The sequence below is a fragment of the Streptomyces sp. NBC_00207 genome (assembly GCF_045160965.1).
In the GTDB taxonomy this organism is placed as follows: Bacteria; Actinomycetota; Actinomycetes; order Streptomycetales; family Streptomycetaceae; genus Streptomyces.
Genome location: NZ_CP130715.1, coordinates 4,644,685 through 4,667,437 on the forward strand (window position 1 = coordinate 4,644,685; position 22,753 = coordinate 4,667,437).

The 22,753-nt window shown below is 72.4% G+C and carries 17 protein-coding genes and 5 tRNA genes; 8 read left to right on the plus strand and 14 right to left on the minus strand.

The window, feature by feature from the left end:
• Positions 1-47 precede the first annotated feature (47 nt).
• From lhgO to OG472_RS21915, 3 genes are all read left to right on the plus strand, one after another.
• Positions 48-1,286, plus strand: a complete 1,239-nt coding sequence (gene lhgO, locus OG472_RS21905; RefSeq protein WP_383576383.1) for an L-2-hydroxyglutarate oxidase — start codon at positions 48-50, stop codon at positions 1,284-1,286.
• 204 nt (positions 1,287-1,490) lie between these two features.
• Positions 1,491-2,303 (plus strand): tRNA (guanosine(46)-N7)-methyltransferase TrmB, encoded by an 813-nt coding sequence (gene trmB, locus OG472_RS21910; RefSeq protein WP_401610394.1) that lies wholly within the window; start codon positions 1,491-1,493, stop codon positions 2,301-2,303.
• 64 nt (positions 2,304-2,367) lie between these two features.
• On the plus strand, positions 2,368-3,714 hold the full coding sequence (locus OG472_RS21915) for a PrsW family glutamic-type intramembrane protease (protein ID WP_405941923.1): 1,347 nt from the start codon (positions 2,368-2,370) through the stop codon (positions 3,712-3,714).
• On the opposite strand, the gene OG472_RS21920 is transcribed toward OG472_RS21915, so the two are convergent.
• The 3 genes from OG472_RS21920 to OG472_RS21930 form a co-directional block, all read right to left on the minus strand.
• On the minus strand, positions 3,623-4,669 hold the full coding sequence (locus OG472_RS21920) for a M23 family metallopeptidase (protein ID WP_405830875.1): 1,047 nt from the start codon (positions 4,667-4,669) through the stop codon (positions 3,623-3,625). The two genes, OG472_RS21915 and OG472_RS21920, sit on opposite strands and share 92 nt — an antisense overlap.
• Before the next feature lie 292 nt (positions 4,670-4,961).
• Positions 4,962-6,149: a PP2C family protein-serine/threonine phosphatase gene (locus tag OG472_RS21925; RefSeq protein ID WP_401610390.1), complete on the minus strand. Its 1,188-nt coding sequence runs from the start codon at positions 6,147-6,149 to the stop codon at positions 4,962-4,964.
• Between the two features lie 188 nt (positions 6,150-6,337).
• Positions 6,338-6,411 (minus strand) — tRNA-Met (locus tag OG472_RS21930).
• 325 nt (positions 6,412-6,736) lie between these two features.
• Between OG472_RS21930 and OG472_RS21935 the strand changes: the two genes are divergently transcribed.
• Positions 6,737-7,996 carry a hypothetical protein gene (locus OG472_RS21935; protein ID WP_405941924.1) on the plus strand — a complete coding sequence of 420 codons (1,260 nt, stop codon included), beginning with the start codon at positions 6,737-6,739 and terminating at the stop codon, positions 7,994-7,996.
• 82 nt (positions 7,997-8,078) lie between these two features.
• Here the strand turns inward: OG472_RS21935 and OG472_RS21940 are convergent, their stop codons facing one another.
• The 8 genes from OG472_RS21940 to OG472_RS21975 all read right to left on the minus strand — a co-directional run bounded on the left by OG472_RS21940 (position 8,079) and on the right by OG472_RS21975 (position 16,119).
• Positions 8,079-8,594: a GNAT family N-acetyltransferase gene (locus OG472_RS21940; protein ID WP_405941925.1), complete on the minus strand. Its 516-nt coding sequence runs from the start codon at positions 8,592-8,594 to the stop codon at positions 8,079-8,081.
• Between the two features lie 178 nt (positions 8,595-8,772).
• Positions 8,773-8,845 (minus strand) — tRNA-Lys (locus OG472_RS21945).
• A 76-nt stretch (positions 8,846-8,921) separates the two neighbouring features.
• Positions 8,922-11,456 (minus strand): ATP/GTP-binding protein, encoded by a 2,535-nt coding sequence (locus OG472_RS21950; RefSeq protein ID WP_405941926.1) that lies wholly within the window; start codon positions 11,454-11,456, stop codon positions 8,922-8,924.
• 143 nt (positions 11,457-11,599) lie between these two features.
• Complete coding sequence (locus OG472_RS21955; RefSeq protein ID WP_405830878.1) at positions 11,600-13,975, minus strand: DEAD/DEAH box helicase; 2,376 nt, start codon at positions 13,973-13,975, stop codon at positions 11,600-11,602.
• A gap of 267 nt (positions 13,976-14,242) precedes the next feature.
• Positions 14,243-14,818 (minus strand): hypothetical protein, encoded by a 576-nt coding sequence (locus tag OG472_RS21960; protein WP_405941927.1) that lies wholly within the window; start codon positions 14,816-14,818, stop codon positions 14,243-14,245.
• Between the two features lie 85 nt (positions 14,819-14,903).
• Positions 14,904-15,278: a fluoride efflux transporter FluC gene (locus OG472_RS21965; protein ID WP_405941928.1), complete on the minus strand. Its 375-nt coding sequence runs from the start codon at positions 15,276-15,278 to the stop codon at positions 14,904-14,906.
• Entirely contained in the window at positions 15,275-15,772 is a 498-nt protein-coding gene (locus OG472_RS21970) for a FluC/FEX family fluoride channel (protein ID WP_405941929.1), read from the minus strand. Before OG472_RS21970 ends, OG472_RS21965 begins: the two co-directional genes overlap by 4 nt.
• Positions 15,769-16,119, minus strand: a complete 351-nt coding sequence (locus OG472_RS21975) for a metallopeptidase family protein (RefSeq protein ID WP_030726307.1) — start codon at positions 16,117-16,119, stop codon at positions 15,769-15,771. The genes OG472_RS21970 and OG472_RS21975 overlap by 4 nt, the downstream gene beginning before the upstream one ends.
• Positions 16,120-16,247: 128 nt before the next feature.
• Here OG472_RS21975 and OG472_RS21980 point away from each other — a divergent pair.
• From OG472_RS21980 to OG472_RS21990, 3 genes are all read left to right on the plus strand, one after another.
• A tRNA-Glu gene (locus OG472_RS21980) sits at positions 16,248-16,320 on the plus strand.
• A gap of 39 nt (positions 16,321-16,359) precedes the next feature.
• A tRNA-Asp gene (locus OG472_RS21985) sits at positions 16,360-16,433 on the plus strand.
• Positions 16,434-16,455: 22 nt separating this feature from the next.
• Positions 16,456-16,532, plus strand: a tRNA-Phe gene (locus OG472_RS21990).
• Between the two features lie 38 nt (positions 16,533-16,570).
• Here OG472_RS21990 and OG472_RS21995 read toward each other — a convergent pair.
• From OG472_RS21995 to OG472_RS22005, 3 genes are read right to left on the minus strand one after another with little or no spacing between them, the layout of a single operon-like run.
• Positions 16,571-17,410: a cytochrome c biogenesis CcdA family protein gene (locus OG472_RS21995; protein WP_401610377.1), complete on the minus strand. Its 840-nt coding sequence runs from the start codon at positions 17,408-17,410 to the stop codon at positions 16,571-16,573.
• Complete coding sequence (locus OG472_RS22000; RefSeq protein ID WP_401610376.1) at positions 17,407-18,144, minus strand: DsbA family protein; 738 nt, start codon at positions 18,142-18,144, stop codon at positions 17,407-17,409. The genes OG472_RS21995 and OG472_RS22000 overlap by 4 nt, the downstream gene beginning before the upstream one ends.
• A 54-nt stretch (positions 18,145-18,198) precedes the next feature.
• Entirely contained in the window at positions 18,199-18,639 is a 441-nt protein-coding gene (locus OG472_RS22005; protein ID WP_405941930.1) for a hypothetical protein, read from the minus strand.
• Positions 18,640-18,768: 129 nt separating this feature from the next.
• On the opposite strand from OG472_RS22005, the gene hrpA reads away from it, so the two are divergent.
• Positions 18,769-22,692: an ATP-dependent RNA helicase HrpA gene (gene hrpA / locus OG472_RS22010; RefSeq protein ID WP_401610372.1), complete on the plus strand. Its 3,924-nt coding sequence runs from the start codon at positions 18,769-18,771 to the stop codon at positions 22,690-22,692.
• Positions 22,693-22,753: the final 61 nt, after the last annotated feature.

Here is a 22,753-nt window from a genome sequence, read left to right on the forward strand (position 1 = left end):
TTGGAAGGCGGGCCCGGGACCCGCGTGGCCTCGTTGTCGGTGCCGGGGTGCAGTATGCAGGGGTGGGAGGTGTCAGCGTGGGCGGCGGCGTGGGCGTGGACTGCGATGTGCTGGTGATCGGCGGCGGGATCGTCGGTCTGTCGACGGCGCACGCCTTGTCGAGCCTGGCTCCGGGGACCAAGGTGGTCGTCCTGGAGAAGGAACCGGGCCCGGCCCGGCACCAGACCGGCCGCAACAGCGGCGTGATCCACAGTGGCATCTACTACCGCCCGGGATCGCTGAAGGCGCGCTTCGCGGTGAGCGGCGCCGCGGAGATGGTCAAGTTCTGCGCGGAGCACGGGATTCCGCACGAGGTGACGGGCAAGCTGATCGTCGCCACGGAGCGGGAGGAGCTGCCGCGGCTGCACGCCCTGGTCCAGCGCGGCAGGGAGAACGGCATCCCGGTGCGCGAGCTGGGCCCGGCGCAGATCACCGAGTACGAGCCGGAGGTCCGGGGTCTGGCCGCGATCCACGTCGGCAGCACCGGGATCGTCGACTACGGCCGGGTGAGCGCCCAGCTGGCCGAGTCCTCGGGCGCGGAGATCGTCTACGGCGGCGCGGTGGACCTGATCTCCCGCCGCCCGTCGGCCGTCGCGGTCCGCACCACGTCGGGGCTGGTGGTCCGGGCGCGGGTGCTGGTGAACTGCGCGGGCCTGCAGTGCGACCGGATCGCCCGCCTGGCCGGGGACGACCCGGGCATGCGGATCATCCCCTTCCGGGGCGAGTACTACGACCTGGCCCGTCCGGACCTGGTCCGCGGGCTGGTCTACCCGGTGCCCGACCCGGCGTTCCCCTTCCTCGGGGTCCACCTCACCCGGGGCATCGGCGGCGGGGTCCACGTCGGACCCAATGCCGTGCCCGCCCTGGCCCGCGAGGGCTACGACTGGTCGACGGTGCGGCCCCGCGACATCGCGGACGAGCTCGCCTGGCCGGGATCCTGGCGGATGGCCGCACGGCACTGGCGGTACGGCACGGGCGAGATCCACCGCTCGCTGTCGAAGCAGGCCTTCACCCGGGCGGTACGGCGCCTGCTGCCGGCCGTCACCGCGGCGGACCTGCGGCCGGCGGCGGCCGGGGTCCGGGCGCAGGCCGTCCTGCGGGACGGGACGCTGGTGGACGACTTCCTGATCCGCGACGCCCCGCGCACGGTCCACGTGCTGAACGCGCCCTCGCCCGCGGCCACCGCTTCGCTCCCGATCGGCCGGGAGATCGCCTCCCGCGCCCTTCGGACCCTCGGCTCGGCCTGAGCGGGGCCGGGGCCGGGGCCGGGGCCGGCGGCTGCGAAGGTACTGCTGCGCGGAGCCTTCTCCCCGCCCCGCCCTTTCGCCTCCCCCGGACTTCGTCCGGGAGGGACCCCCACCCGGGCGCTGCCCGGACCCGGTCCTCAAACGCCGGACGGGCTGAAGGTGCAGCGGCGGCGCACCGGGGCCCCGTCGTAGAATCACGGCATTGTGTCTGAGTCCCTGAACCCCCAGCCGCCCAGCCTCCCGGACGCCGCGCCGGAGGCGAGTTCGTACGTGCCGCCCAAGTGGCGGACCGAGCCCCGCTTCCCCGACGGGCCCTCGCCGGATCCGGCCGGCTCGCACCACGAGCGGCGGATCCGGAGCTTCCAGCCCCGGCGCAGCCGGGTCACCACCGGTCAGGGCGAGGCCCTGAAGCGCCTGTGGGGCACCTGGGGCCTGGACATCGACGGCCACGAGGTCATCGACCTGAAGGCGATGTTCGACGGACTCCCCGTCGTCCTGGAGATCGGCTTCGGCATGGGCGAGGCCACCGCGCAGATGGCCGCCGAGGACCCCGGCACCGGGATCCTCGCCGCCGACGTGCACACCCCCGGGCAGGGCAACCTCCTCGCCCTCGCCGAGCGCAACGGGCTCGGCAACGTCCGCGTGGCCAACGGCGACGCGATCATCCTGCTCCGCGAGATGCTGCCGCCCGACTCCCTCGACGGGATCCGCGTGTACTTCCCGGACCCCTGGCCGAAGGCCCGCCACCACAAGCGCCGGCTGATCCAGCCCGAATTCCTCACGCTGGCCGCCACCCGCATGGCCCCCGGGGCCGTGCTGCACTGCGCGACCGACTGGGAGCCGTACGCCGAGCAGATGCTCGAAGTCCTCAGCGCTCACCCGGACTTCGAGAACACGCAGGCCGACGGCGGCTACTCCCCGCGCCCGGCGTTCCGGCCGCTCACCCGCTTCGAGGGCCAGGGTCTCGACAAGGGCCACGTCGTACACGACTTGCTCTTCCGTCGCACGGAGAACTGACAACGTCACCGCGCGTGTCAGACCGGCTCGCTAGGGTCATCATGTGTTCCGAGCGCTCCGCCCTGTGCTCGCACGTCCGTCGGGCACGGTCCGCACGTGCGTGCTCCTCGCTCTGCTCGCCGTCACCGGCATCGCGATCCTCGAACTCGTGCGGGAACAGACCGGCACCCCCGGCTTCCTCGTCGGTCTCGGCCTGGCCCTGTTACCGGTGCCGCCGCTCATGGCGGCCTTCCGGTGGCTCGGCCGGGCCGCGCCCGCGCCCTGGCCGCAGCTGCTGTTCTGCTTCGGCTGGGGTGCCTGCGCCGCGGCGCTGATCGCGATACTGGCCAACAACTTCGCCACCGAGTGGATAGCCGCGGCCACCGCCGACCCCTCCGGCGCCGATCACCTGGGCTCGGTGGCCGTCGCCCCGGTGGTGGAGGAGAGCGCCAAGGCCGCTGCCCTGCTGCTGGTGTTCGTGTTCAGGAGACGCCATTTCACCGGTCCCGCCGACGGTTTCGTCGTGGCCGGATTCACTGCCACCGGCTTCGCCTTCACCGAGAACATCCTCTACCTCGGCAACGCCTACGGCGAGGACCTCGCCGGGGGCTCCGGCGTGCTGGAGTCGGTGACGGCGGCGACCTTCTTCGTCCGGATAGTGCTGTCGCCGTTCGCCCACCCGCTGTTCACCGTGCTCACCGGGCTCGGCTTCGGCGCGGCCGCGCTCAGCGTGCGCCGGTCCCGCAGGATCTGTCTGCCGCTGCTCGGCCTGGCGCCGGCCATGGGCATGCACGCGCTGTGGAACGGCTCCTCGCGGTTCGGGGAGCACGGCTTCTACACGGTCTACGCCTTCGTGATGGTCCCGGCGTTCGGGCTGCTCGTGTGGCTGGCGGTGCGGATACGGCGCGGCCGGCTGCGGGTCGTGTCCCAGGAGCTGGCGGTGTACGCGGCCGCCGGCTGGATCGGCCCCGCCGAGGTGCCGGCGCTGGCTTCGGTGCCGGCCCGGTCACTGGCCCGCGCCCTGGCCCGGCGCACCGGGGGCCGGGCCGCCGGACGCGCGGTCGCCCGGTACGAGGCGGACGCGGCCGCCCTGGCCCTGCTGCGGAACCGGGCCCGCCGCGGCGGCCCGGTGTGGGAGCCGGACTTCGCCGGCCGGGAACGGGAGTTGCTGCACCGGCTCTGGCGGCGCCGTGCGGTGGCGGGCCCGGCGCTGGCCCGGGCGGCGGTCATGGAGGAGCTGCTTCCGCCGCGGTTCGACCCCTTGCGGGCCCCTCTGGCCGTCCCCGCCCCCGAGGCCGCGCTGCCCGCCGTACCCGTGCCGCGGCGGGCGGAGCCGGACCTCAGACGTTCAGGCCCTTGGACTCCAGCCACGCCAGCGGGTCGATCGTCGAACCGCCCTTGCGTACTTCCAGGTGGAGATGGGGTCCGGTGACGTTGCCGGTGGCGCCGACGCGGCCGATGGTCTCGCCGGCGCCGACCGTGCCCGAGGTAACGGACATCGAGGAGAGGTGGCAGTACCAGACCTCCGTGCCGTCCTCGAGCTGCAGCACGATCCGGTAGCCGTACGCGCCGGACCAGCCGGCCGAGGTGATCTTTCCGGCGGCCACCGCCTTGGCCGGGGTGCCGGTCGGGGCGGCGAAGTCGAGGCCGGTGTGGTGGCCGGAGGACCACATGGAGCCGGAGTCCCCGTAGTGCGAGGTGAGGGTGTAGGCGGAGGTCGGCAGGGAGTAGCCGCCGGCCGACCTGGCACGTTCCTGCTCGGCCTTGGCCTCGGCGGCCCTCTTCGCGGCCTCGGCCTCTTCCGCGGCCTTCGCCTCGGCCTGGGCCTTCGCCTCCTCGGCCGTCCGGCGGGCCTCCTCGAGCCTGTCCTTGGCCTCCTGGGCGGCGGCCTCCTGCGCGGCGCGCTCGGCGTCCGCCCGGACCTTCGCCTCGGCGGCGTCCTTCTGGGACTCGGCCTGCTGGAGGATGCGGTTGCGCAGCACCTCGCCGGCGTCGGCTGCGCCGCGGTCGCTCTGCTGCGCGATGATCCCCGTCCGTGCGGCCGCCTGGGCCGCCGCCCCGGAACCACCGTCCGACTGCCGGGAGTCACCACCGGACATCAGGTCGGGCAGATCGGGAAGGTCGGGCAGATCGGGCATCGACGGCATGGATATCGCGACCTGGGGCCGGTCCTGCGCGTGGGCGATGCCGCCGGCGCCGACCGCCGCGATGACACCGACGCCGAGCACGGTGGAGCTGCGCGCAAGTCCCCCGCGCTGCTTGGCGACCCGGTGCTTGCCGCGGACCGGACGGACCGAGTCCTCGGTGGGGTTCCACTCGCCCCAGGCGCCCGCGGTGGGCTGCTCCTGGATCTCGGTGCCTTCAGGGGCAGGCAAGTTGGAGGCCACCGGGGCACACTCCTCATTGACGCGCACGCGCACGGCGCCGTCTCTTGCGACGACTGGGACGACCGCGCTGCGTTATCGAAAGGTAATAGACGCAGGGGAGTGATTCCAAGCTGTTGCGCTTGATCGTTCGCACCAATCAGACACGCCATGGCTGGCTCTGGCCAGGACTTTTCACCATAGAAGCTGACCAATTCGGGCATAAATCAAGGGATTACCTCATCTCTTCGGCCACACACGAAACATGACGTCCCGTCAATAAACTTGCAGAGAGCACCACTTCGAACACGTTGTGTTACGAGCCGTCGCCCCGGCGTACCACCGGCACGGTCCGCCTGCGCTCCGGCTGCCGCGGCTCCGGCCTGCCCACCGCGAGCAGCGCCATGTCGTCCGTGGCCCCGCCGCCCGTGTGCCGGCGCACATCGCTGCTGAGCGCGCTGAGCAGGGCGTGCGGCCCGGGGAAGATCCGCCCGCGCAGCCGGGCCGCCGGATCGTAGAAGTCACCCGCCCGGTCCCGGGCCTCGGTCAGCCCGTCCGTGTAGAGCAGCAGCGTGGTGCCCGCGGGGAACTCCCACTCCTCCGCCCGGTCCGGCCAGCCGCCCAGCTCCCCCATGCCGAGCGGCAGGGCGGGCTCCGCCGGGGCGAGGACCGCCAGCTCCCCGTTCCCGTGCAGCAGCAAGGGCTCCGGGTGCCCCCGGTTGAGCAGCCGCAGCACCCCCGCGCCCGCCGGGATCTCCCCGAGCACGCACGTCGTGAACCCCTCCACCGCGTCCAGGCTGTCGCGCCGGGTGCCCTCCCGGGCCAGGGCCCGCTCCAGCCGCTGGGCGAGCGCCTCCAGCGTGGGTTCGGTCTCCGCCGCCTCCCGGAACGCCCCGAGGACCACCGCGACGGCCTCCACCGCCCCCAGCCCCTTGCCCCGTACGTCGCCCACGGCCAGCCGCACCCCGTACGGGGTGTCCTGGACGGCGTACAAGTCCCCGCCGATGAAGGCGTCGGCCTGCGCGGCCTCGTACCAGGCGGAGACGTGCAGCCCGCCGATGCGTTCGGCGGGCTTCGGCAGCACCGCCCGTTGCGCGGCCTCGGCGATCCCGCGTGCGGAGGCGAGCTGTTCGCCGCTGCGCCGCACGACCCGGTTGATCAGGAGCGCCAGCCCGGACACGGTCACGACGGTGGCCAGCTCGGTCAGCGACTCGACCTTCCCGTTGGTGCCGTTGTGGAGGTGCAGCAGGAACACCGCGAGCGAGGCCAGGAAGCCGGTCAGCACCGTGGCCAGGAACGTGTACAGCGGGGCGGCGACCAGCGGGGCCGCGGAGAAGAAGGGGGATCCGGTGAAACTGGGCGGGGTCAGGAGGGTGAAGACCAGCCCGAGGACGATCAGCGCACCGGGCAGCCCCCGGACCACCTGCCGGGCCGGACCGCTCCCGCCACGGCTCCCGCCACCGCTCGCGCGCCCACCGTTGCCCTGCCGGCCCAGCCCCGCCACGCTGCTCTCCTGCCGCCCGGATCCCTCGCACGGATGCGGGCCCGCCGCCGCCTCGCCCCTCAAGGCTGGTGCCGGGAGCGGCCGGTCGGCGACCTGGCGGACGCCGTACGGGTGACGACACGTGAGACGCGGGACGGGAACACGACGAAGGCCCGGCTCCCCAAAGGGAACCGGGCCTTCGTACTGAGTAGCGGGGGCAGGATTTGAACCTACGACCTCTGGGTTATGAGCCCAGCGAGCTACCGAGCTGCTCCACCCCGCGTCGGTAAACACAACTCTACGCCATCCGGGGGGAGCCCTCCGCCAATTAACGGCCAGCCCCTCCTCGAATCGACATCACTGCAGGTCAGAAGGGTAAAACCGGCTCAAGACCGGTCCGCGGACGGTCGGGATCGGACACCCCGCGGACGAAGATCATCTCTGTTGCGTGCCGGTGACACTTCGGGGATCGTTCCGGGATCGGGCGCGGGCGATGATTCACCTGTCGCCAAGGGCCAGGGGGAACACGAACCGGCCGGGCGACGACCACCACACCCACCGGCTCGGCCCTCTGCCGATGCCCCTGTGATTCCCGGGGGGAGTCCACCATGTCCGTTCGCACCGCAGCCGCCATCGCAGTCGTCGCCGGCGTCGTCACCACTCTGCTGCCGTTCTCGGCCACCGCCGCGTCCGCCGCACCCGCCACCGACGACCACGCCGTGCTGCGTACGGAGATGGGCGCTCCCGTCCCCAGCGGCCCGCTGACCCGCGGCGGCGCCACCGAGTCCTTCGACCTGACGGTGAAGAACCCGACCGGCAAGGCCGTCACGTACAGCCCGTGGATGCTCCTGGACCCGACCGGCCCGAGCCGGCTGCAGAAGGACGACGTCGTCTTCAAGGTCGAGGCGGTGGACGCCCCGGCGACCAAGTCCTCGGTCGGCCAGCAGGACGGCGAGTGGCAGGGCACCTTCTTCCCCGCCTCCGGTGAGCCGGGCGGCGAGAAGGGCGGCTTCGACATCCCCGCCAACGGCAAGATGACGTGGAAGGTCACCATCGGTCTCGGCGCGAACTACCCGACCAACGACGGGGACTTCAGCCTCAGCGCCTCCAGCTACAACAACTCGGTGGCCCCCGGCGGCGCGGACTCCCACACCTTCAAGGTCGACCCGCAGGTCAAGACCGGCGAGCTGAAGACCTGGTTCAAGCAGGTCGGCTCCGGCAAGGACGGCCAGGAGCAGCGCGCGTACCTGGACCTGAACTACCAGGCCACCGGCGACGGCACCTTCGACACCGCCCTCGCGACCAGCCTGAGCCTGTCCCACCCGGGCGAGCAGGAGGCCGACTTCCGGGTGCAGGCCCTGTTCGACGGCCGCTGGCAGGACCTGAAGGCCGAGGACAGCCGCTACGAGCTGCCGCAGATCCCCAAGGGCTTCGGCGCCGCCGACGGCGTCCGCACCCTGCCGGTGCGGGTCAGCCTGGGCAACCACAGCAAGCTGACGAAGAAGACCACGATCACGATGGAGGCCGAGGTCCGGCACGCCGTGGGCAACTCCTCCGCGCTCAAGACCGCCTCCGTGCGGTTCCCGCTCGTCCCGTTCGCGGAGACGGTGCCCACCGACACCCCCTCGACGACCCCGTCCACCGCCCCCTCCACCGTCCCCCCGGTGCAGCCGGCCGTCGCCACCTCCACCGGCAGCACCCACGTGACGACCACGGGCACCGCCACGACCACGACCGCTGCCACCGGCTCCCTCGCCACCACCGGCGCGGGCTCCTCCACCGGCCTGTACGCCGGCCTCGCCGCCGCCCTGGTCGTGCTCGGCGCGGCCGCCGCCTGGCTCGGTCGCCGCCGCGGCCTCTCCGCCTGATCCACACCCCGTACGCAGAAGCGCCCCGCCCGGTCCGACCGGGTGGGGCGCTTCGCGTGGGGGCGGGTGCCGGGGCGGGCGGTCAGCCGTCGGCGGGCGTGCGCCGGCGGGTCAGCACGCGGGTGGTGGAGCCGTCGTCCTCCCGGACGTCCCGGACGTGCGTGAAGCCGATGCGCTCCAGCAGGCCCAGGGAGGCCGTGTTGGCGGCGGCCACGGTGGCGTGCACCTCGGCCAGCCCGAGTGTGGCGAAGGCGTACGCGACGATCGCCTCCGCGATCTCGGTGCCGAGGCCCGCTCCCCAGGCGGCCGGGGCCAGGGCGTAGATGATCTCGTGGCCGTCGGCCCCGTCGGTCCGCTTGATCTCGGCGTGCCCGATCAGCTCGCCGTCGCGCCGCACGGCCCAGACGTCGAAGAGGTCCTCGGCGTAGACCTTCGTGAAGACCCGCCCGAACAGGGCCCGGTCCTCGGCCTCCGTGGCGGGGCCGTCCCCCATCCACCGGGACACCCGGGTGTCCTGGAACAGGGCCACGAAGCCCTCCTCGTCCTCGGGAACGTACGGGTCGAGGAGCAGGCGTCCGGTGCGCAGAACTGGAGTCACGCGCGGCGACGCTACCCGCTCCGATCACGGGGTTCACCGGGTTTTCCGGCCCGCCCGGGAGAATGACGGGCCGTCTGTTCGCGCAGGTGCTCCGGAAACGACCGAGCGCCCCCTCCCGTCGGAACGGGAAGGGGCGCTCGGCGCCGGACGGGAGGCTTCGCCCCCCACCCGTGAGCGGTAGGCCATGTCGGACTCGAACCGACAACCAACGGATTAAAAGTCCGCTGCTCTGCCAATTGAGCTAATGGCCCTCCGGGTGCTCACCCCAGAGCATAGCCGGACCGCGCCGGTCAGCCGATCGGGTATCGACCGACCGGCCTGTCGCCGTCAGTTCACCGGCTTCGGCCGGGGTTTCCCGACCGTCGGGCCGGCGAGGGTGAGCGGTCCCGAGGTGGTGAACTCGCCGCCCTGGCCGTCGGCCGGCACGGCGGTGAGCTTCCACTCGTAGTCACCGGGGAGGAGCAGCGTCCCCACCGGGACCTTCCCGTTCCACGACGCCGAGATGGCGCCCCGCCCTTCGGCGCCGCGGGCGACGACCGTCGACCGGCCCGTCGCCTTGTCACGGATCGTCAGCTTCCAGGACGCGGCGGGCTTGGACAGCCACCACGTGCCCGTCCACGGCTGCTTCGCCACGGTCCTGAGGTCCACCACGCCGGCCGGCGGCCGGGAGTCGATCGCCGACATCGGCGACGGGGTGACCCCCGTCGGCAGGATGTGGACGCGCTCGGCGTCGTCCACGTAGGCCACGTGGCCGCCGAAGCGGTCGACCGTCCAGCCGGTGCGGCGGCCGGTGGACGCTCCCAGCTGGGCCTCGGTCACCAGGACGCGGGTGGGAAGCCCGGCGCCGCCCGCGGGCAGGCCCGCGCTCAGGTCGTGCAGTTCGAGGCCCTTGCCCTCGGGGTGGCGCACCAGCTGGTTGTCGCCGAGCAGGACCGTCCCGGCCGGTGCGGGCGCGGTACGGCCGGAGACCTGGTCGTAGAGACCGCTGACGGCCGGCTTGCCCCAGTCGGACGGGCAGGCCCAGTACACCCAGCGGCCCACGGCCTGGATCTCGGAGGGCACGCAGTCGCCCTGGGTCTTGAACACCGTCTGTGCGGCGCCGCCGGGCAGCGTCTGCCGGGTGACCGTGCCGTCCGTCGCCGAGCCGCTCCACAGCGTGGAACCCCACACCGCGGCCGCGACCCGGGAGCGGTTGATCAGCGTGGCGCCGGAGTCGGGCTCCTTGAACTCCACGACCTGCTGCTTGCCCGAGCTCGCGCCGTCGACCACGCCGAAGCGGCCCGACAGGTCGGCGAGGCGCGGCGAGGAGTCGCCCGTGGTGACCCGGGGGCCCCAGTCGGCGGAGCCGCTGCGGTAGAGGACGGTGCCGCCCTGCTCCGTGGACCGGCTGCGGCCGTGGTTTCCGTCGCCGCCGGAGAACATCTCCAGGCAGCGCTTGCGGTCCCAGCCGCTGCAGTCGGCGTCGCGGCCGCTGACGAGACGGTCCACCGTCGTCGACAGGGCCTTCGGGCTGCCGCCCGCGCTGAGGCGGGTGGTGCGGAAGGCCCCGATGACGTCGGCGGGCAGGTAGTTGGTGCTGTTGTCCGCGGTGTTGAGGATGCCGCTGCCGAGGGCCAGGCCGTAGACCGAGGCCGTTACGGGCGCGATCTTCGCGACCCGCTTGACCTCGACCGCCCCGGCTCCGTCGCCCTTGCCCGCCGCCCGGGCGATCCGCTGGACGGCCCAGTCGATGTCCCCGTTGACGAGTTCCGCGGTCGTGCCCACGGTCAGCACCGAGCCGTCGGGGGCGGTGACCAGCTGCGCGCGCGCCGACGGCAGGGCCACCCGCGCCACCCCGTCCGGGGTGAAGCCGAAGAGCAGGGAGCCGACGTGGTCGTTGCCGCTGCCGCCCGCGTACGAGTCCATTCCCAGCACCGTGTCCTTGCCGAGCAGGGCGTACTCGGCCTGGCCCAGGACGGAGGTGTCGACCGTACGGGTCGGCCCGGCCTCGGGGTGGGCGCGGTCCAGCAGTTCCATCTGCCGCCGGCCCTCGCGGACCCGGATCAGGCCCTGCGGTGCGAGCCGGAAGTCGGAGACCTCCCACGGGTCGTCCGGGAAGGGCCGGTCGGGCAGCACCCTGGCGAGCCCGGTCCCCAGGTCGACCAGTGCCCAGCGGGGCGAGGAGTCCGCGGGCTCCGGAAGCGTGTAGCGGACGATGACCGACCGGGCGTCGCCGTCGGTCAGCCCGGCGAGCAGCGCCCCGGCGGGGAATCCGGTCACCTGCGTGTCCGTCGGGGCCCCGCCCGCTCCGCCCGGCTTCAGCAGGTGGAAGCCGGTGGGCGTGGAGCGCTCGCCCGTCACGGTGACGACGGTGTCGCCGAAGGTTCCGACGTAGGTCTGGCCCTGCGGGATCGCGATGTCGGCGACCGGCTCGCCGGCGGCCTTCTGCAGGGTCACGTGCGGGGCCGGGGCGGCGGAGTACAGGGCCACCGTGTCGGACCCGGCGCCGTAGTGGCCGGGTTCGAAGCTGAAGGGCGGCGACTCGAAGTAGCCGGAGTCGACGTTGTAGACGGGCTTGGAGTCGAGGCGCGTGGCCAGCGGCGTCTGCCCGCCGGTCGCGTAGTCGATCCACAGGAGCCGGTCGTCGGCCTCCTGGGCGAGGAGCAGGCCCGTCTCCCCCGCCGTGAGGATGCGGGTGGCGCGCGGGATGCGGCGCTGCGCGGCGGGCAGGACCAGCTCGCCCGCGCCCGCGGTGGCCGCGGCGCCGGCGGCCGGGGCGGCCGAGGCTGACGCCGTCGGCAGGGCGAGCGTCCCTGCGGCGACGGCGGTGGAGACCGCCAGCAGTGCGACGGTCCGCGCGGATCTCTTCCGCGTACGAATCATGGAATTTTCCCTCCCCTGAACAGGCAGTCCCCTACTGCCTGTTCAAGATCGTATCCGCGGTATTCCGGCCTCCGGAACGAGAAAGGGCCCGTACGACACCGGGTGTCGTACGGGCCCTTCTCAGGGGTTCAGCTCAGCTGCGATCAGCCGTTGCGCTTCCAGCGCGGCTTGTCGTCGCGGCGGCCGCCGAAGCCGCCGGTGGAACCGGAGCCGGACGGGCGGTGGTCGTCGCGGCGGCCGTACGGACGGTCGCCGGCGCCACCGGCGCGGAAGCCACCGGAGGGACGGTCGTCACGACGGTCGCGGTTGAACGGACGGTCGCCGCCGGAGCGGAAGCCACCGGAGGGACGGTCGTCACGGTTGTACGTGCCGTTGCCCGTGGCCGGACGGTCGCCACCGGAGCGGAAGCCACCCGACGGACGGTCGTCACGGCGGAAGCCGCCACGCTCGCCACCACGGTCATCGCGGTTGAAACCACCGGAGGGGCGGTCGTCACGACGGAAGCCACCACCGGCCGGACGGTCGCCACCGGAGCGGAAGCCACCCGACGGACGGTCGTCACGGCGGAAGCCGCCACGCTCGCCACCACGGTCATCGCGGTTGAAACCACCGGAGGGGCGGTCGTCACGACGGAAGCCACCACCGGCCGGACGGTCGCCACCGGAGCGGAAGCCACCCGACGGACGGTCGTCACGGCGGAAGCCGCCACGCTCGCCACCACGGTCGTCACGGTTGAAACCACCGGACGGACGGCCGCCACGGTCGCCACCGCGGTCGCCGCCACGGAAACCGCCACGGTCGCCACCGCGGTCGCCGCCGCGGTTGTCGCGACGCTCGAAGTTGCCGCGGTCGTCGCGCTGGGCGCGCTGCTCCTCGCGGCGCTCCTGCGCGGCCAGCTCGGCGGCAGCGGCGGCGGCAGCAGCCGCGACCTCGGCCTCGGCGGCCTCGGCCACCTCGGCGACAGCGGCCTCCGGGTCCTCGCCGCGCTCACGGGCGGAGCGGGCGACCAGGCGGTCGGCCTCCTCGCGGAGCTCGACGGCACGGCGCGACAGGCGCTCCAGCTGCTTGGTGAGCTCGGCGACCTCGCGCTCGGCCTGCTTGGCGGCGTTGTTCGCGGAGTCGGCCTGGACCTCGGTCAGCGAACGGGCACCGGTGATCTCGGCGACCTCCGGCTCGAAGGCGCCGGCGCCCTGGACGATGTGGCGCGAGGCGTCGACGCCCGCGTCCTCCATCAGGCGGAAGATCTGGCGACGCTGGTGCGGCAGCGCGAGGGAGACCACGACACCCGACTTGCCGGCACGGGCGGTACGGCCCGAGCGGTGCAGGTAGTCCTTGTGGTCGCCGGCCGGGTCCACGTTCAGGACCAGGTCGATGCCGTCGACGTGGATGCCGCGGGCGGCGACGTCGGTGGCGACGAGCGCGTTGACGTAGCCGTCCTTGAAGTCGGCGAGGACGCGGGTACGGGCACCCTGCGTCATGCCGCCGTGCAGCGCATCGGCCTTCACGCCGGCCTCGACGAGCTGCTCGGCGATGCGGTCGGCGCCCAGCTGGGTGCGGACGAAGATGATGGTGCGGCCCTTGCGGGCGGCGATGGCCGCCGTGACCGGCGCCTTGTCCTTCGGCTTCACGACGAGGACGTGGTGCGTCATGGTCGTGACGTTGCCCTGCGCGCTGTCGACCTCGTGCGTGACGGGGTTGGACAGGTAGCGCTTGACCAGGGTGCCGATCTCGTTCTCCATGGTGGCGGAGAAGAGCATGCGCTGGCCGCCGCCGGGGATCTGGTCGAGCAGCTCGGTGACCTCGGGCAGGAAGCCCAGGTCCGCCATCTGGTCGGCCTCGTCGAGGACGGCGATCTTGACGTTCTCCAGGGAGCAGGCGCCGCGGTTGATGATGTCGCGCAGACGGCCCGGGGTGGCGACGAGGACGTCGACACCGCGCTCCAGAGCGTAGATCTGGTTGCTCATGGAGGTACCGCCGCAGACGACCTTCATCTTCAGGCCGAGCACGTCGCCGTAGGGCTGGAGGGCGTCCGCGACCTGCATCGCGAGCTCACGGGTCGGCGTGAGGATGATCGCGCGGGGCTTCTTCTTCTCGGTGTGGCCGCCGGCCAGGGAGGCCAGGGTCGGCAGACCGAAGGAGAGGGTCTTGCCGGAGCCGGTGCGGCCACGGCCGAGGATGTCCTTGCCGGCCAGGGCGTCCGGGATGGTCGCGGCCTGGATCGGGAAGGGGGCGGTGACGCCGTTCTGGGCGAGCTTGCGCACGATGCCGTCGGGCAGACCGAGGTCTCCGAAGGTGATCGAGGGCTCGGCGTCGGCGTCGTCGTCACCGTCGAAGTCGGTGTCGGAGTCGATGGAGTCCTCGACGGACTCACCGTTCGTCACGTCGGCCTCAAGGGCCTCGATGATCTCGTCGGCTTCTGCGGCCTCGATGGCCTCGGTGACCACAAGGGCCTCGGCGTCGACGATCTCGTTGGAGTCGTTCTCGGGCATGACGGAACGGTCAGAACTGGAAATGGACATGCGAAATGCGAAACCTTCCGGAGTCTCGGCACGCGCCCAAACTCCGTGAATCGCAAATCGACCGCCTCAATGCGGTCAGCCACGGCTAGGGAGAGTACGCGCCACACGGCGCTCTTCGGAGTCGGCGCCGGGCAATGGGATCAAACGATCTATAACCATACGCACCCTCCCCGGGGTCTGGCAAGTCAGTCCGACCGAAACGCCTCTGACCTGCGAAGACGCCCCCTCCCGGCACAGCCCGCCGGACCCCGGAGCCCGCGACCGGCCCTACGCCTGCGGCGCTGGCTGGGTCGTGGGCTCGGGCTGCGGAGTCGACGGCTCCGGCGTGGGTTGCGTCACAGGGGGAGTCGTGGCCGGCGGCTGCGGGGTCGGGGTGGCCGGCGGCTGCCCGCCCCCCGAGCCACCCGATCCGCCGGAGCCGCCCGATCCGCCGGAGGTCCCGGAGCCACCCGATCCGGCGGAGCCGCCCGGACCGCCCGCCGGGGGTTCCTGCGGGCCCTGCCCGCCCGCTCCGCCGCCCGGCCCCGCCGAGGGCACGGGGACGCCCGGCTGGCCGCTCGGCGCTCCCGGGCTGGGCGAGGCCCCGGTCGCGCCGGAGGCCTTGCCGTCCTCCTTGGGCTTGCCGTCCTGGCCCCCCGTGCCGTCCTTCGTGCCGTGTCCGTTGCCGCGCACCCCGGAGCCCCGCCCGGAGACGGCCCCGCCCGCCTCGGCGCCGCCCCGGCGGTCCGCCGAGGAGGAGGGCCCGGGCTTCGCCGCGTCCTCGCCGACGCTCATGCAGCCGGCCGTCGCCGCGACCGCGAGCGCGGTGACGGCCAGTCGGAGGGAAGCGGACAACTGGCGCACGGGGGCACCTCCGGAGCCTGAGGGTGAGAGTCCGCATGAGCGGGTCAATGTGCCCAACTCCCTTTGACCCGCAAGGGACACGCCCTCAGCCGAACAGCTGCTCCGCCACCTGCGACCCGAGGTGCACCGCGCCCAGCCCGACCAGCACCGACATCACCACGTTCGCCGCCGCCAGGAACCCCCAGCCGCGCTCGGCCAGCCGCAGCGTCTCGTACGAGAACGTCGAGTACGTGCTCAGCGCCCCGCACAGCCCGGTCGCCAGCAGCAGGTGCAGCCGCGAGGAGGAGGCCCCCGCCAGCAGCGCGCCCGTCAGGAACCCGAGCAGCAGGCAGGCGGCCGCGTTGACCACGAAGGTGCCCCACGGGAAGACGGAGTCGTGGCGCGCCTGGACCGCACGGTCCGTCAGATAGCGCAGGGGCGCCCCGACGACCGCGCCCGCCGCCACCAGCAGCCAGTTCACCGGGTGGCCCGGCCCGGCCGCCGGCCGCCGTCCCCGACCGCGAGCCGGGTCACCGAGGCCGCCGCCCACACCGCGCCCAGCGCCGCGGCCACCGTGAGCCCGGCGTAGGCCAGCGCGGTGCCCGCCTCCCCCTCGTCGAGGAGCTGCGAGACGTCCACCGCGTAGGTGGAGAAGGTGGTGAAGCCGCCCAGCACGCCGACCCCGGCGAAGGGGCGCAGCAGCGGATGGGGCGCGGTCCGGCCGCCCTCGCTGATCAGCACCATCAGTACGCCGATCAGCGCGCACCCGGACGTGTTGATCCAGAAGGTCGCCCACGGGAAGGCTCCGGTCCCCGCCGGCCACAGCAGGGCGATCCCGTACCGGGCCGCGGCCCCGACGGCCCCGCCCGCCGCCACCGCCGCGAGCACCCGGCCCTGCGGTTCGGCGCGCTGCGCGGGGACGTGCAGGTCGACGTCCGGGTCGATCGCCTCGGGCCCGGGGACCGGCCGGGTCACCCGTACCCCAGTGCGTGCAGGCGGTCGTCGTCGATCCCGAAGTGGTGGGCGATCTCGTGCACCACGGTGACCTCCGTCTCCGCGACCACGCTCTCCCGGTCCTCGCACATCCGCAGCGTGGGGTTCCGGTAGATGGTGATCCGGTCCGGCAGCACCCCGGCGTACCACTCGCCGCGGTCCGTCAGCGGAGTCCCCTCGTACAGCCCCAGCAGCTCGGGGTCGTCGGCGGGCGGTTCGTCCTCGACGAACACCGCCACATTGTCCATCAGCCGCGTCAGCTCCGGCGGGATCCGGTCCAGCGCCTCTGCGACGAGCTCTTCGAACTCCTCGCGCGTCATCTCCAGCACCCGGTCATTGTCCCTCCGGCGGGGTCGCCCCCCGCGTGCGGGGGAGAAACCGTTTTGGCGATAGCTCCCCGGATCCCATATGCTTCTCACGTCCCCGACGCGCTGAAGAAGTGCCCGGCGGGCCTTTAGCCCTCATCGTCTAGTGGCCCAGGACGCCGCCCTTTCAAGGCGGTAGCACGGGTTCGAATCCCGTTGGGGGTACGCATTACCGTGTGCAAGACTTGTTCTCGCACACTGCAAGGTCCTGTGGAGCAGTTGGTTAGCTCGCCACCCTGTCAAGGTGGAGGTCGCGGGTTCAAGTCCCGTCAGGATCGCTGAAGCCGGAAACGGTTTCGTGGCTGGGTAGCTCAGTTGGTACGAGCGATCGCCTGAAAAGCGATAGGTCGCCGGTTCGACCCCGGCCCCAGCCACCATCAAGAAGGCCCCGTCCCCCGGACGGGGCCTTCTGTGGTTACTCCCCCTCGGCCTCCGCCGTCCGCGCCCGTCGGCGCCACTGCACCAGGCCGACGGCCGACGCACCCGCCGCGACCAGCCCGAGCAGCGCCCAGTCCGGAACCGCGTCCGCCACGGAGCCGACCCACTGCTCCACGGCGAACGAGTCGTCCACGTCCAGCAGCCCCGGCAGCGCGCTCGCCCCGTCGTAGACGAGGAAGAGAGCGCCCAGGGTGATGAAGAACAGCCCGGACAGGAGCGAGGTGGTGTGCAGCTCGAAGCGGCCCACCGAGAGGGCCCGCCCGCGCAGCCAGCGCCGCCTGCCCAGCTCGAACCGCTCCCACAGCAGGGCCAGCACGAAGAGCGGCACGGCCATCCCCAGCGCGTAGACCGCCAGCAGCAGGCCGCCGTAGACGGGGCTGCCGCTGACCGCCGCGACCGTGAGGACGCTGCCCAGGATCGGGCCGGCGCAGAAGCCCGCCAGCCCGTAGACCGCGCCGAGCGCGTACACCGACAGGGCGGTGGTCGGCCGGATCCGGCCCGACAGCTCCGAGATCCGCTTCGGGGCGAAGCCCAGGCCCAGGATCTGTGCGAGCCCGAGCGCGATGATCAGCCAGCCGCCGGCGAGGACCAGCTGGTCGCGGTTGCTGTGGAAGAACCGCCCGGCGTACGAGCCGGCCGCCCCCAGCGGTACGAGCGTGCTCGCGAGGCCGGCGTAGAAGATCCCGGTGCGTGCCAGCAGCCGGGAGGTCGAGTCGATCGAGTACGCGAAGAAGGCCGGCAGGAGCAGCGCGCTGCACGGGCTGAGCAGCGCGAGCAGGCCGCCCAGCAGGGCGGCCAGGTATCCGATGCCGGTCACTGCTTCGCCGCCGCGGCCTTGGCCTCGGCGATGGCGGCCGTGAAGGCCGCGAGGGGCTGGGCGCCCGCGATCGGCTTGCCGTTGACCAGGAAGGACGGGGTGGAGGTGACGCCGATGCGGTAGCCCTCCTCCTGGTCCTTCCGCAGGGCCGCCGCGGCCTGCTCGCCGGCCATGTCCGCCTTGAAGCGCTCCAGGTCGGGGACGCCTGCCTCGCGGGCCAGCTCCTCGAGCCGCGGCCCGGCGAAGCCCTTCTCCTTCGAGCCGCCGGCATAGGCCGCCGCGTGGAAGGCGTCGAAACGGTCCTGCTGCCCGGCCGCCCAGGCGGCCTTGGCGGCGGCCTCGGAGTCGGCGCCGAAGATCGGGAAGTTGCGCCACTCGATGCGCAGGGTGCCGTCCTCGACGTACTTCTTCACCAGTTCGGGTTCGGTGTCCCGGGCGAACTTGCCGCAGTAGCCGCACTTGAAGTCGGAGTACTCGATGAGCACGACGGGCGCGTCGGCGCGGCCGACGGCGAGCTTGTCGCCGGCCTCGCGGCGGGCCAGCGCCCTGAGTTCGGCGGCGGGGTCGGTCCGGGGCGCGGCCGCGGCGGAGGAGCCTGCGGAGCTCTTCCCGGCGGGGGCGGTGGCCTGCCAGGAGACGAGGCCGAGGGTGATCGCGGCGACGGCGACCCCGGCGGCGTACAGGAGGGGCTTGCGGGAGGCGGAACGGGAGGAAGAAGAGGAAGAAGAGGACATGCGGGTGCTCCAGTGCTGCGGGTGGTGAGGCGGACCGGTGGGGGAGCGGCCCTCCTAGACCCGCATCACGGACAGCTCCACCGGGCCGGGCGCCGGCCGGTCGGGACCGCGTACGAGGACCCGTACGGGCATCGCCGCGTACGCCCGCGCCCCCTCGGGCACCGGCCGCGCCGGCGGCACGTGCGCGTGCTCGCCGCCGGCCCGGGCCGGGACGGCGGGGAGCCCACCGTGATCGGCGGCCCCGGGGGCACAGGCCGGGCCACCGCCGCCGGAAAGGACGGCCGGGGCCAGGACCGGGCCCGGGTCCCCGGGCCGCACGGGACCCGAGCCGGAGGCCGGGGCCGGGGCGGAAGCCGGGGCCTGCACGGAAGCCGGCGCCCGCACGGAGACGGCAGCCGCCGGGCCGGCCGGGGCGGGGGCGGCCGCAGCCGGGAGGACCACCGCGAGAACGGCCACCACCAGGCCGGCCCACACCGTCAGAGCGGCGGATGCCAATCGGTGCGGGCGGGACAAGGTGGGCTGCCTCTCATACGTACGGCTGACTGAGTCGTCCCGAAATCGTACGGGTCCGCCCGACAAATGCGTTCGCCACCCGGAGGGCCCAGGTGAGATCCTCGATCAGGTATGTCTACTTCCTTCGCCGCCCTGCAGACGCTTCTCGGTGAGATCTCCCTCCGTGACGCGCACCGCCTCGGCCGCCGCCTCGAAGGCGCCCGCCGTATCCGCAAGCCCGAGGCCAAGCAGGCCGTGCTCGACGAGATCGCCGCGGAGGCCGCGAAGGCCGCCGAGCGACTGGCCGGCCGTGCCTCGCGGATGCCGGAGGTCACGTATCCCGAGAACCTCCCCGTCAGCCAGAAGAAGGACGAGATCGCCGAGGCGATACGCGACCACCAGGTCGTGATCGTCGCCGGTGAGACCGGTTCCGGCAAGACCACGCAGATCCCCAAGATCTGCATGGAGCTGGGCCGCGGCGTCCGCGGCATGATCGGGCACACCCAGCCCCGCCGGATCGCTGCGCGCACCGTCGCGGAGCGGATCGCCGAGGAGCTGAAGTCCGAGATCGGCCAGACCGTCGGCTGGAAGGTCCGGTTCACCGACCAGGTGGACCAGGACGCGACCTTCGTGAAGCTGATGACGGACGGCATCCTGCTCGCCGAGATCCAGACGGACCGCGAGCTGCGCGCCTACGACACGATCATCATCGACGAGGCCCACGAGCGGTCGCTGAACATCGACTTCCTGCTCGGCTACCTGGCCACGCTGCTGCCGAAGCGTCCCGACCTCAAGGTCGTCATCACCTCGGCGACCATCGACCCCGAGCGCTTCTCCCGGCACTTCGGCGAGGCGCCGATCGTCGAGGTCAGCGGGCGTACGTATCCGGTGGAGGTGCGCTACCGGCCGCTGCTGGAGGAAGAGGGCGACGACAGCGACCGGGACCAGATCACCGCGATCTGCGAGGCCGTGGACGAGCTCCAGTCCGAGGGGCCGGGCGACGTCCTGGTCTTCCTCTCCGGCGAGCGGGAGATCCGCGACACGGCGGACGCCCTAAATAAACGGAATCTCCGCTTCACCGAGGTCCTGCCCCTCTACGCACGCCTCTCCCACGCCGAGCAGCACCGCGTCTTCCAGCAGCACACAGGCCGCCGGATCGTCCTCGCGACCAACGTCGCCGAGACCTCCCTGACCGTCCCCGGCATCAAGTACGTGATCGACCCGGGCACCGCCCGGATCTCCCGCTACAGCCACCGCACCAAGGTCCAGCGCCTGCCGATCGAGCGGATCTCGCAGGCCAGCGCCAACCAGCGCAAGGGCCGCTGCGGCCGTACCTCCGACGGCATCTGCATCCGGCTGTACTCCGAGGACGACTTCAACGCCCGTCCGGAGTTCACCGACGCCGAGATCCTGCGCACGAACCTGGCCTCCGTCATCCTCCAGATGACCGCCGCCGGCCTCGGCGAGATCGAGAAGTTCCCCTTCATCGACCCGCCGGACCACCGCAACATCCGCGACGGCGTCCAGCTCCTCCAGGAACTCGGGGCGCTCGACCCGGCGGAGAAGGATCCGAAGAAGCGGCTCACCCAGATGGGCCGCCAGCTCTCCCAGCTCCCGGTGGACCCCCGCCTCGCCCGCATGGTCATCGAGGCCGACAAGAACAACTGCGTCCGCGAGGTCATGGTCATCGCGGCGGCCCTGTCCATCCAGGACCCGCGCGAGCGGCCCTCGGACAAGCAGACCCAGGCCGACCAGAACCACGCCCGCTTCAAGGACGAGACCTCCGACTTCCTCTCGTACCTGAACATGTGGCGCTACGTCCGCGAGCAGCAGAAGGAGCGCGGCTCCTCCTCGTTCCGCCGGATGTGCAAGCAGGAGTACCTGAACTTCCTGCGGATCCGCGAGTGGCAGGACATCTACTCGCAGCTGCGCACGGTCGCCAAGACCATGGGCATCCACGTCAACGAGGCCGATGCCCCCGAGCAGGTCATCCACGTCTCGCTGCTGGCCGGTCTGCTGTCCCACATCGGGCTCAAGGACACCGACAAGAACGAGTACCTGGGGGCCCGGTCGGCGAAGTTCGCGATCTTCCCCGGCTCCTCGCTCTTCAAGAAGCAGCCGAAGTTCGTGATGTCGGCCGAGCTGGTGGAGACCTCGCGGCTGTGGGCCCGGGTGAACGCCAAGGTGGAGCCCGAGTGGGTGGAGCCGCTGGCCCAGCACCTGATCAAGCGCACGTACAGCGAACCGCACTGGGAGAAGGACCAGGCGGCCGTGATGGCGTACGAGAAGGTCACGCTGTACGGCGTGCCGATCGTCGCCCAGCGGAAGATCAACTACGGCCGGATCGACGCCGAGGTCTCGCGCGAGCTGTTCATCCGCAACGCGCTGGTCGAGGGCGACTGGCGCACCCACCACAAGTTCTACGCCGACAACCGCAAGCTCCTCACCGAGGTGGAGGAGCTGGAGAACCGGGCCCGGCGCCGCGACATCGTGGTGGACGACGAGACCCTCTTCGACTTCTACGACCAGAAGATCCCCGCCCATGTGGTCTCCGGGGCGCACTTCGACTCCTGGTGGAAGCACAAGAAGCGCGAGGAGCCCGAACTCCTCGACTTCGAACGGGAGATGCTGCTCACCGAGAAGGCGGCCGGGGTCACCAAGGCCGACTACCCGGACTCCTGGCGCCAGGGGCAGCTGAAGTTCCGGGTGACCTACCAGTTCGAGCCGGGCGCGGACGCGGACGGCGTGACCGTCCACATCCCGCTCCAGGTGCTCAACCAGGTCACCGACGAGGGCTTCGACTGGCAGATCCCGGGCCTGCGCGAGGAGGTCGTCACCGAGCTGATCCGCTCGCTGCCGAAGCCGATCCGCCGGCACTACGTGCCCGCGCCGAACTTCGCGACCCGCTTCCTGGACACGGCGGTGCCCCTGCAGGAGCCGCTGCCCGTCACGCTGGCGCGCGAGCTCCAGCGGATGGTCGGGGTCCCGGTCTCGGCCGAGGACTTCGACCTCGGCCGGATCCCGGACCACCTGAAGATCACCTTCCGGATCGTCGACGAGCGGCGCAAGAACCTCGCCGAGGACAAGGACCTGGAGGCGCTGCGGCTGAGGCTGAAGCCGAAGGCCCGCCAGGCCCTGTCCAAGGCCGCCGCGGCCACCGCCGAGCGGGCGGGCGGGGAGTCGGTGGAGCGGACCGGGCTGACCGACTGGACGATCGGCACGCTGACCAAGGTCTTCGAGACCCGGCGGGCCGGCCAGCCGGTGAAGGCCTACCCGGCGCTGGTCGACGAGGGCGCGAGCGTGTCCGTACGGCTCTTCGACACGGAGGCGGAGCAGCAGCAGGCGATGTGGCTGGGCACCCGGCGGCTCATCCTGCTGAACATCCCGGTGAACCCGGCGAAGTTCGCCTCGGACCACCTGAGCAACCAGCAGAAGCTGGCCCTGTCCAGGAACCCGCACGGCTCCATCCAGGCGCTGTTCGACGACTGTGCGACCGCGGCGACGGACAAGCTCATCGCGGACCACGGCGGTCCCGCGTGGGACGAGGCGGGCTTCCGCAGGCTCTACGAGGCGGTCCGCGCCGACCTCGTGGACACGACCGTGCGGACGGTGAGCCAGGTCCAGCAGGTGCTGGCCGCCTGGCAGGCCTGTGAGCGCCGCCTGAAGGCCACGGGCAGCCTCGCCCTGGTCGCCAACATCCAGGACGTCAAGACGCAGCTGGCGGCCCTCATGCCGGCCGGCTTCGTCACGCTCACCGGGCTGCGCAGGCTGCCGGACCTGATGCGCTACCTGGTGGCGGCGGACCGGCGGCTCCAGCAGATGCCCACGGGCGTCCAGCGCGACACCACGCGCATGGAGAAGGTCCACGAGATGCAGGACGAGTACGCGTGGCTGCTGGAACAGCTGCCGAAGGGGCGGCCGGTACCGGCGACGGTCACGGACATCCGCTGGATGATCGAGGAGCTGCGGGTCAGTTACTTCGCGCACGCCCTCGGGACGGCGTACCCGGTGTCCGACAAGCGGATCGTGAAGGCGGTGGACGCGGCGGCGCCGTGACCGGCCGGGTGGTCCGGTTCGACTGCACCCCCTGAGCTGCGGTACAGTCTGATTCGCAGCC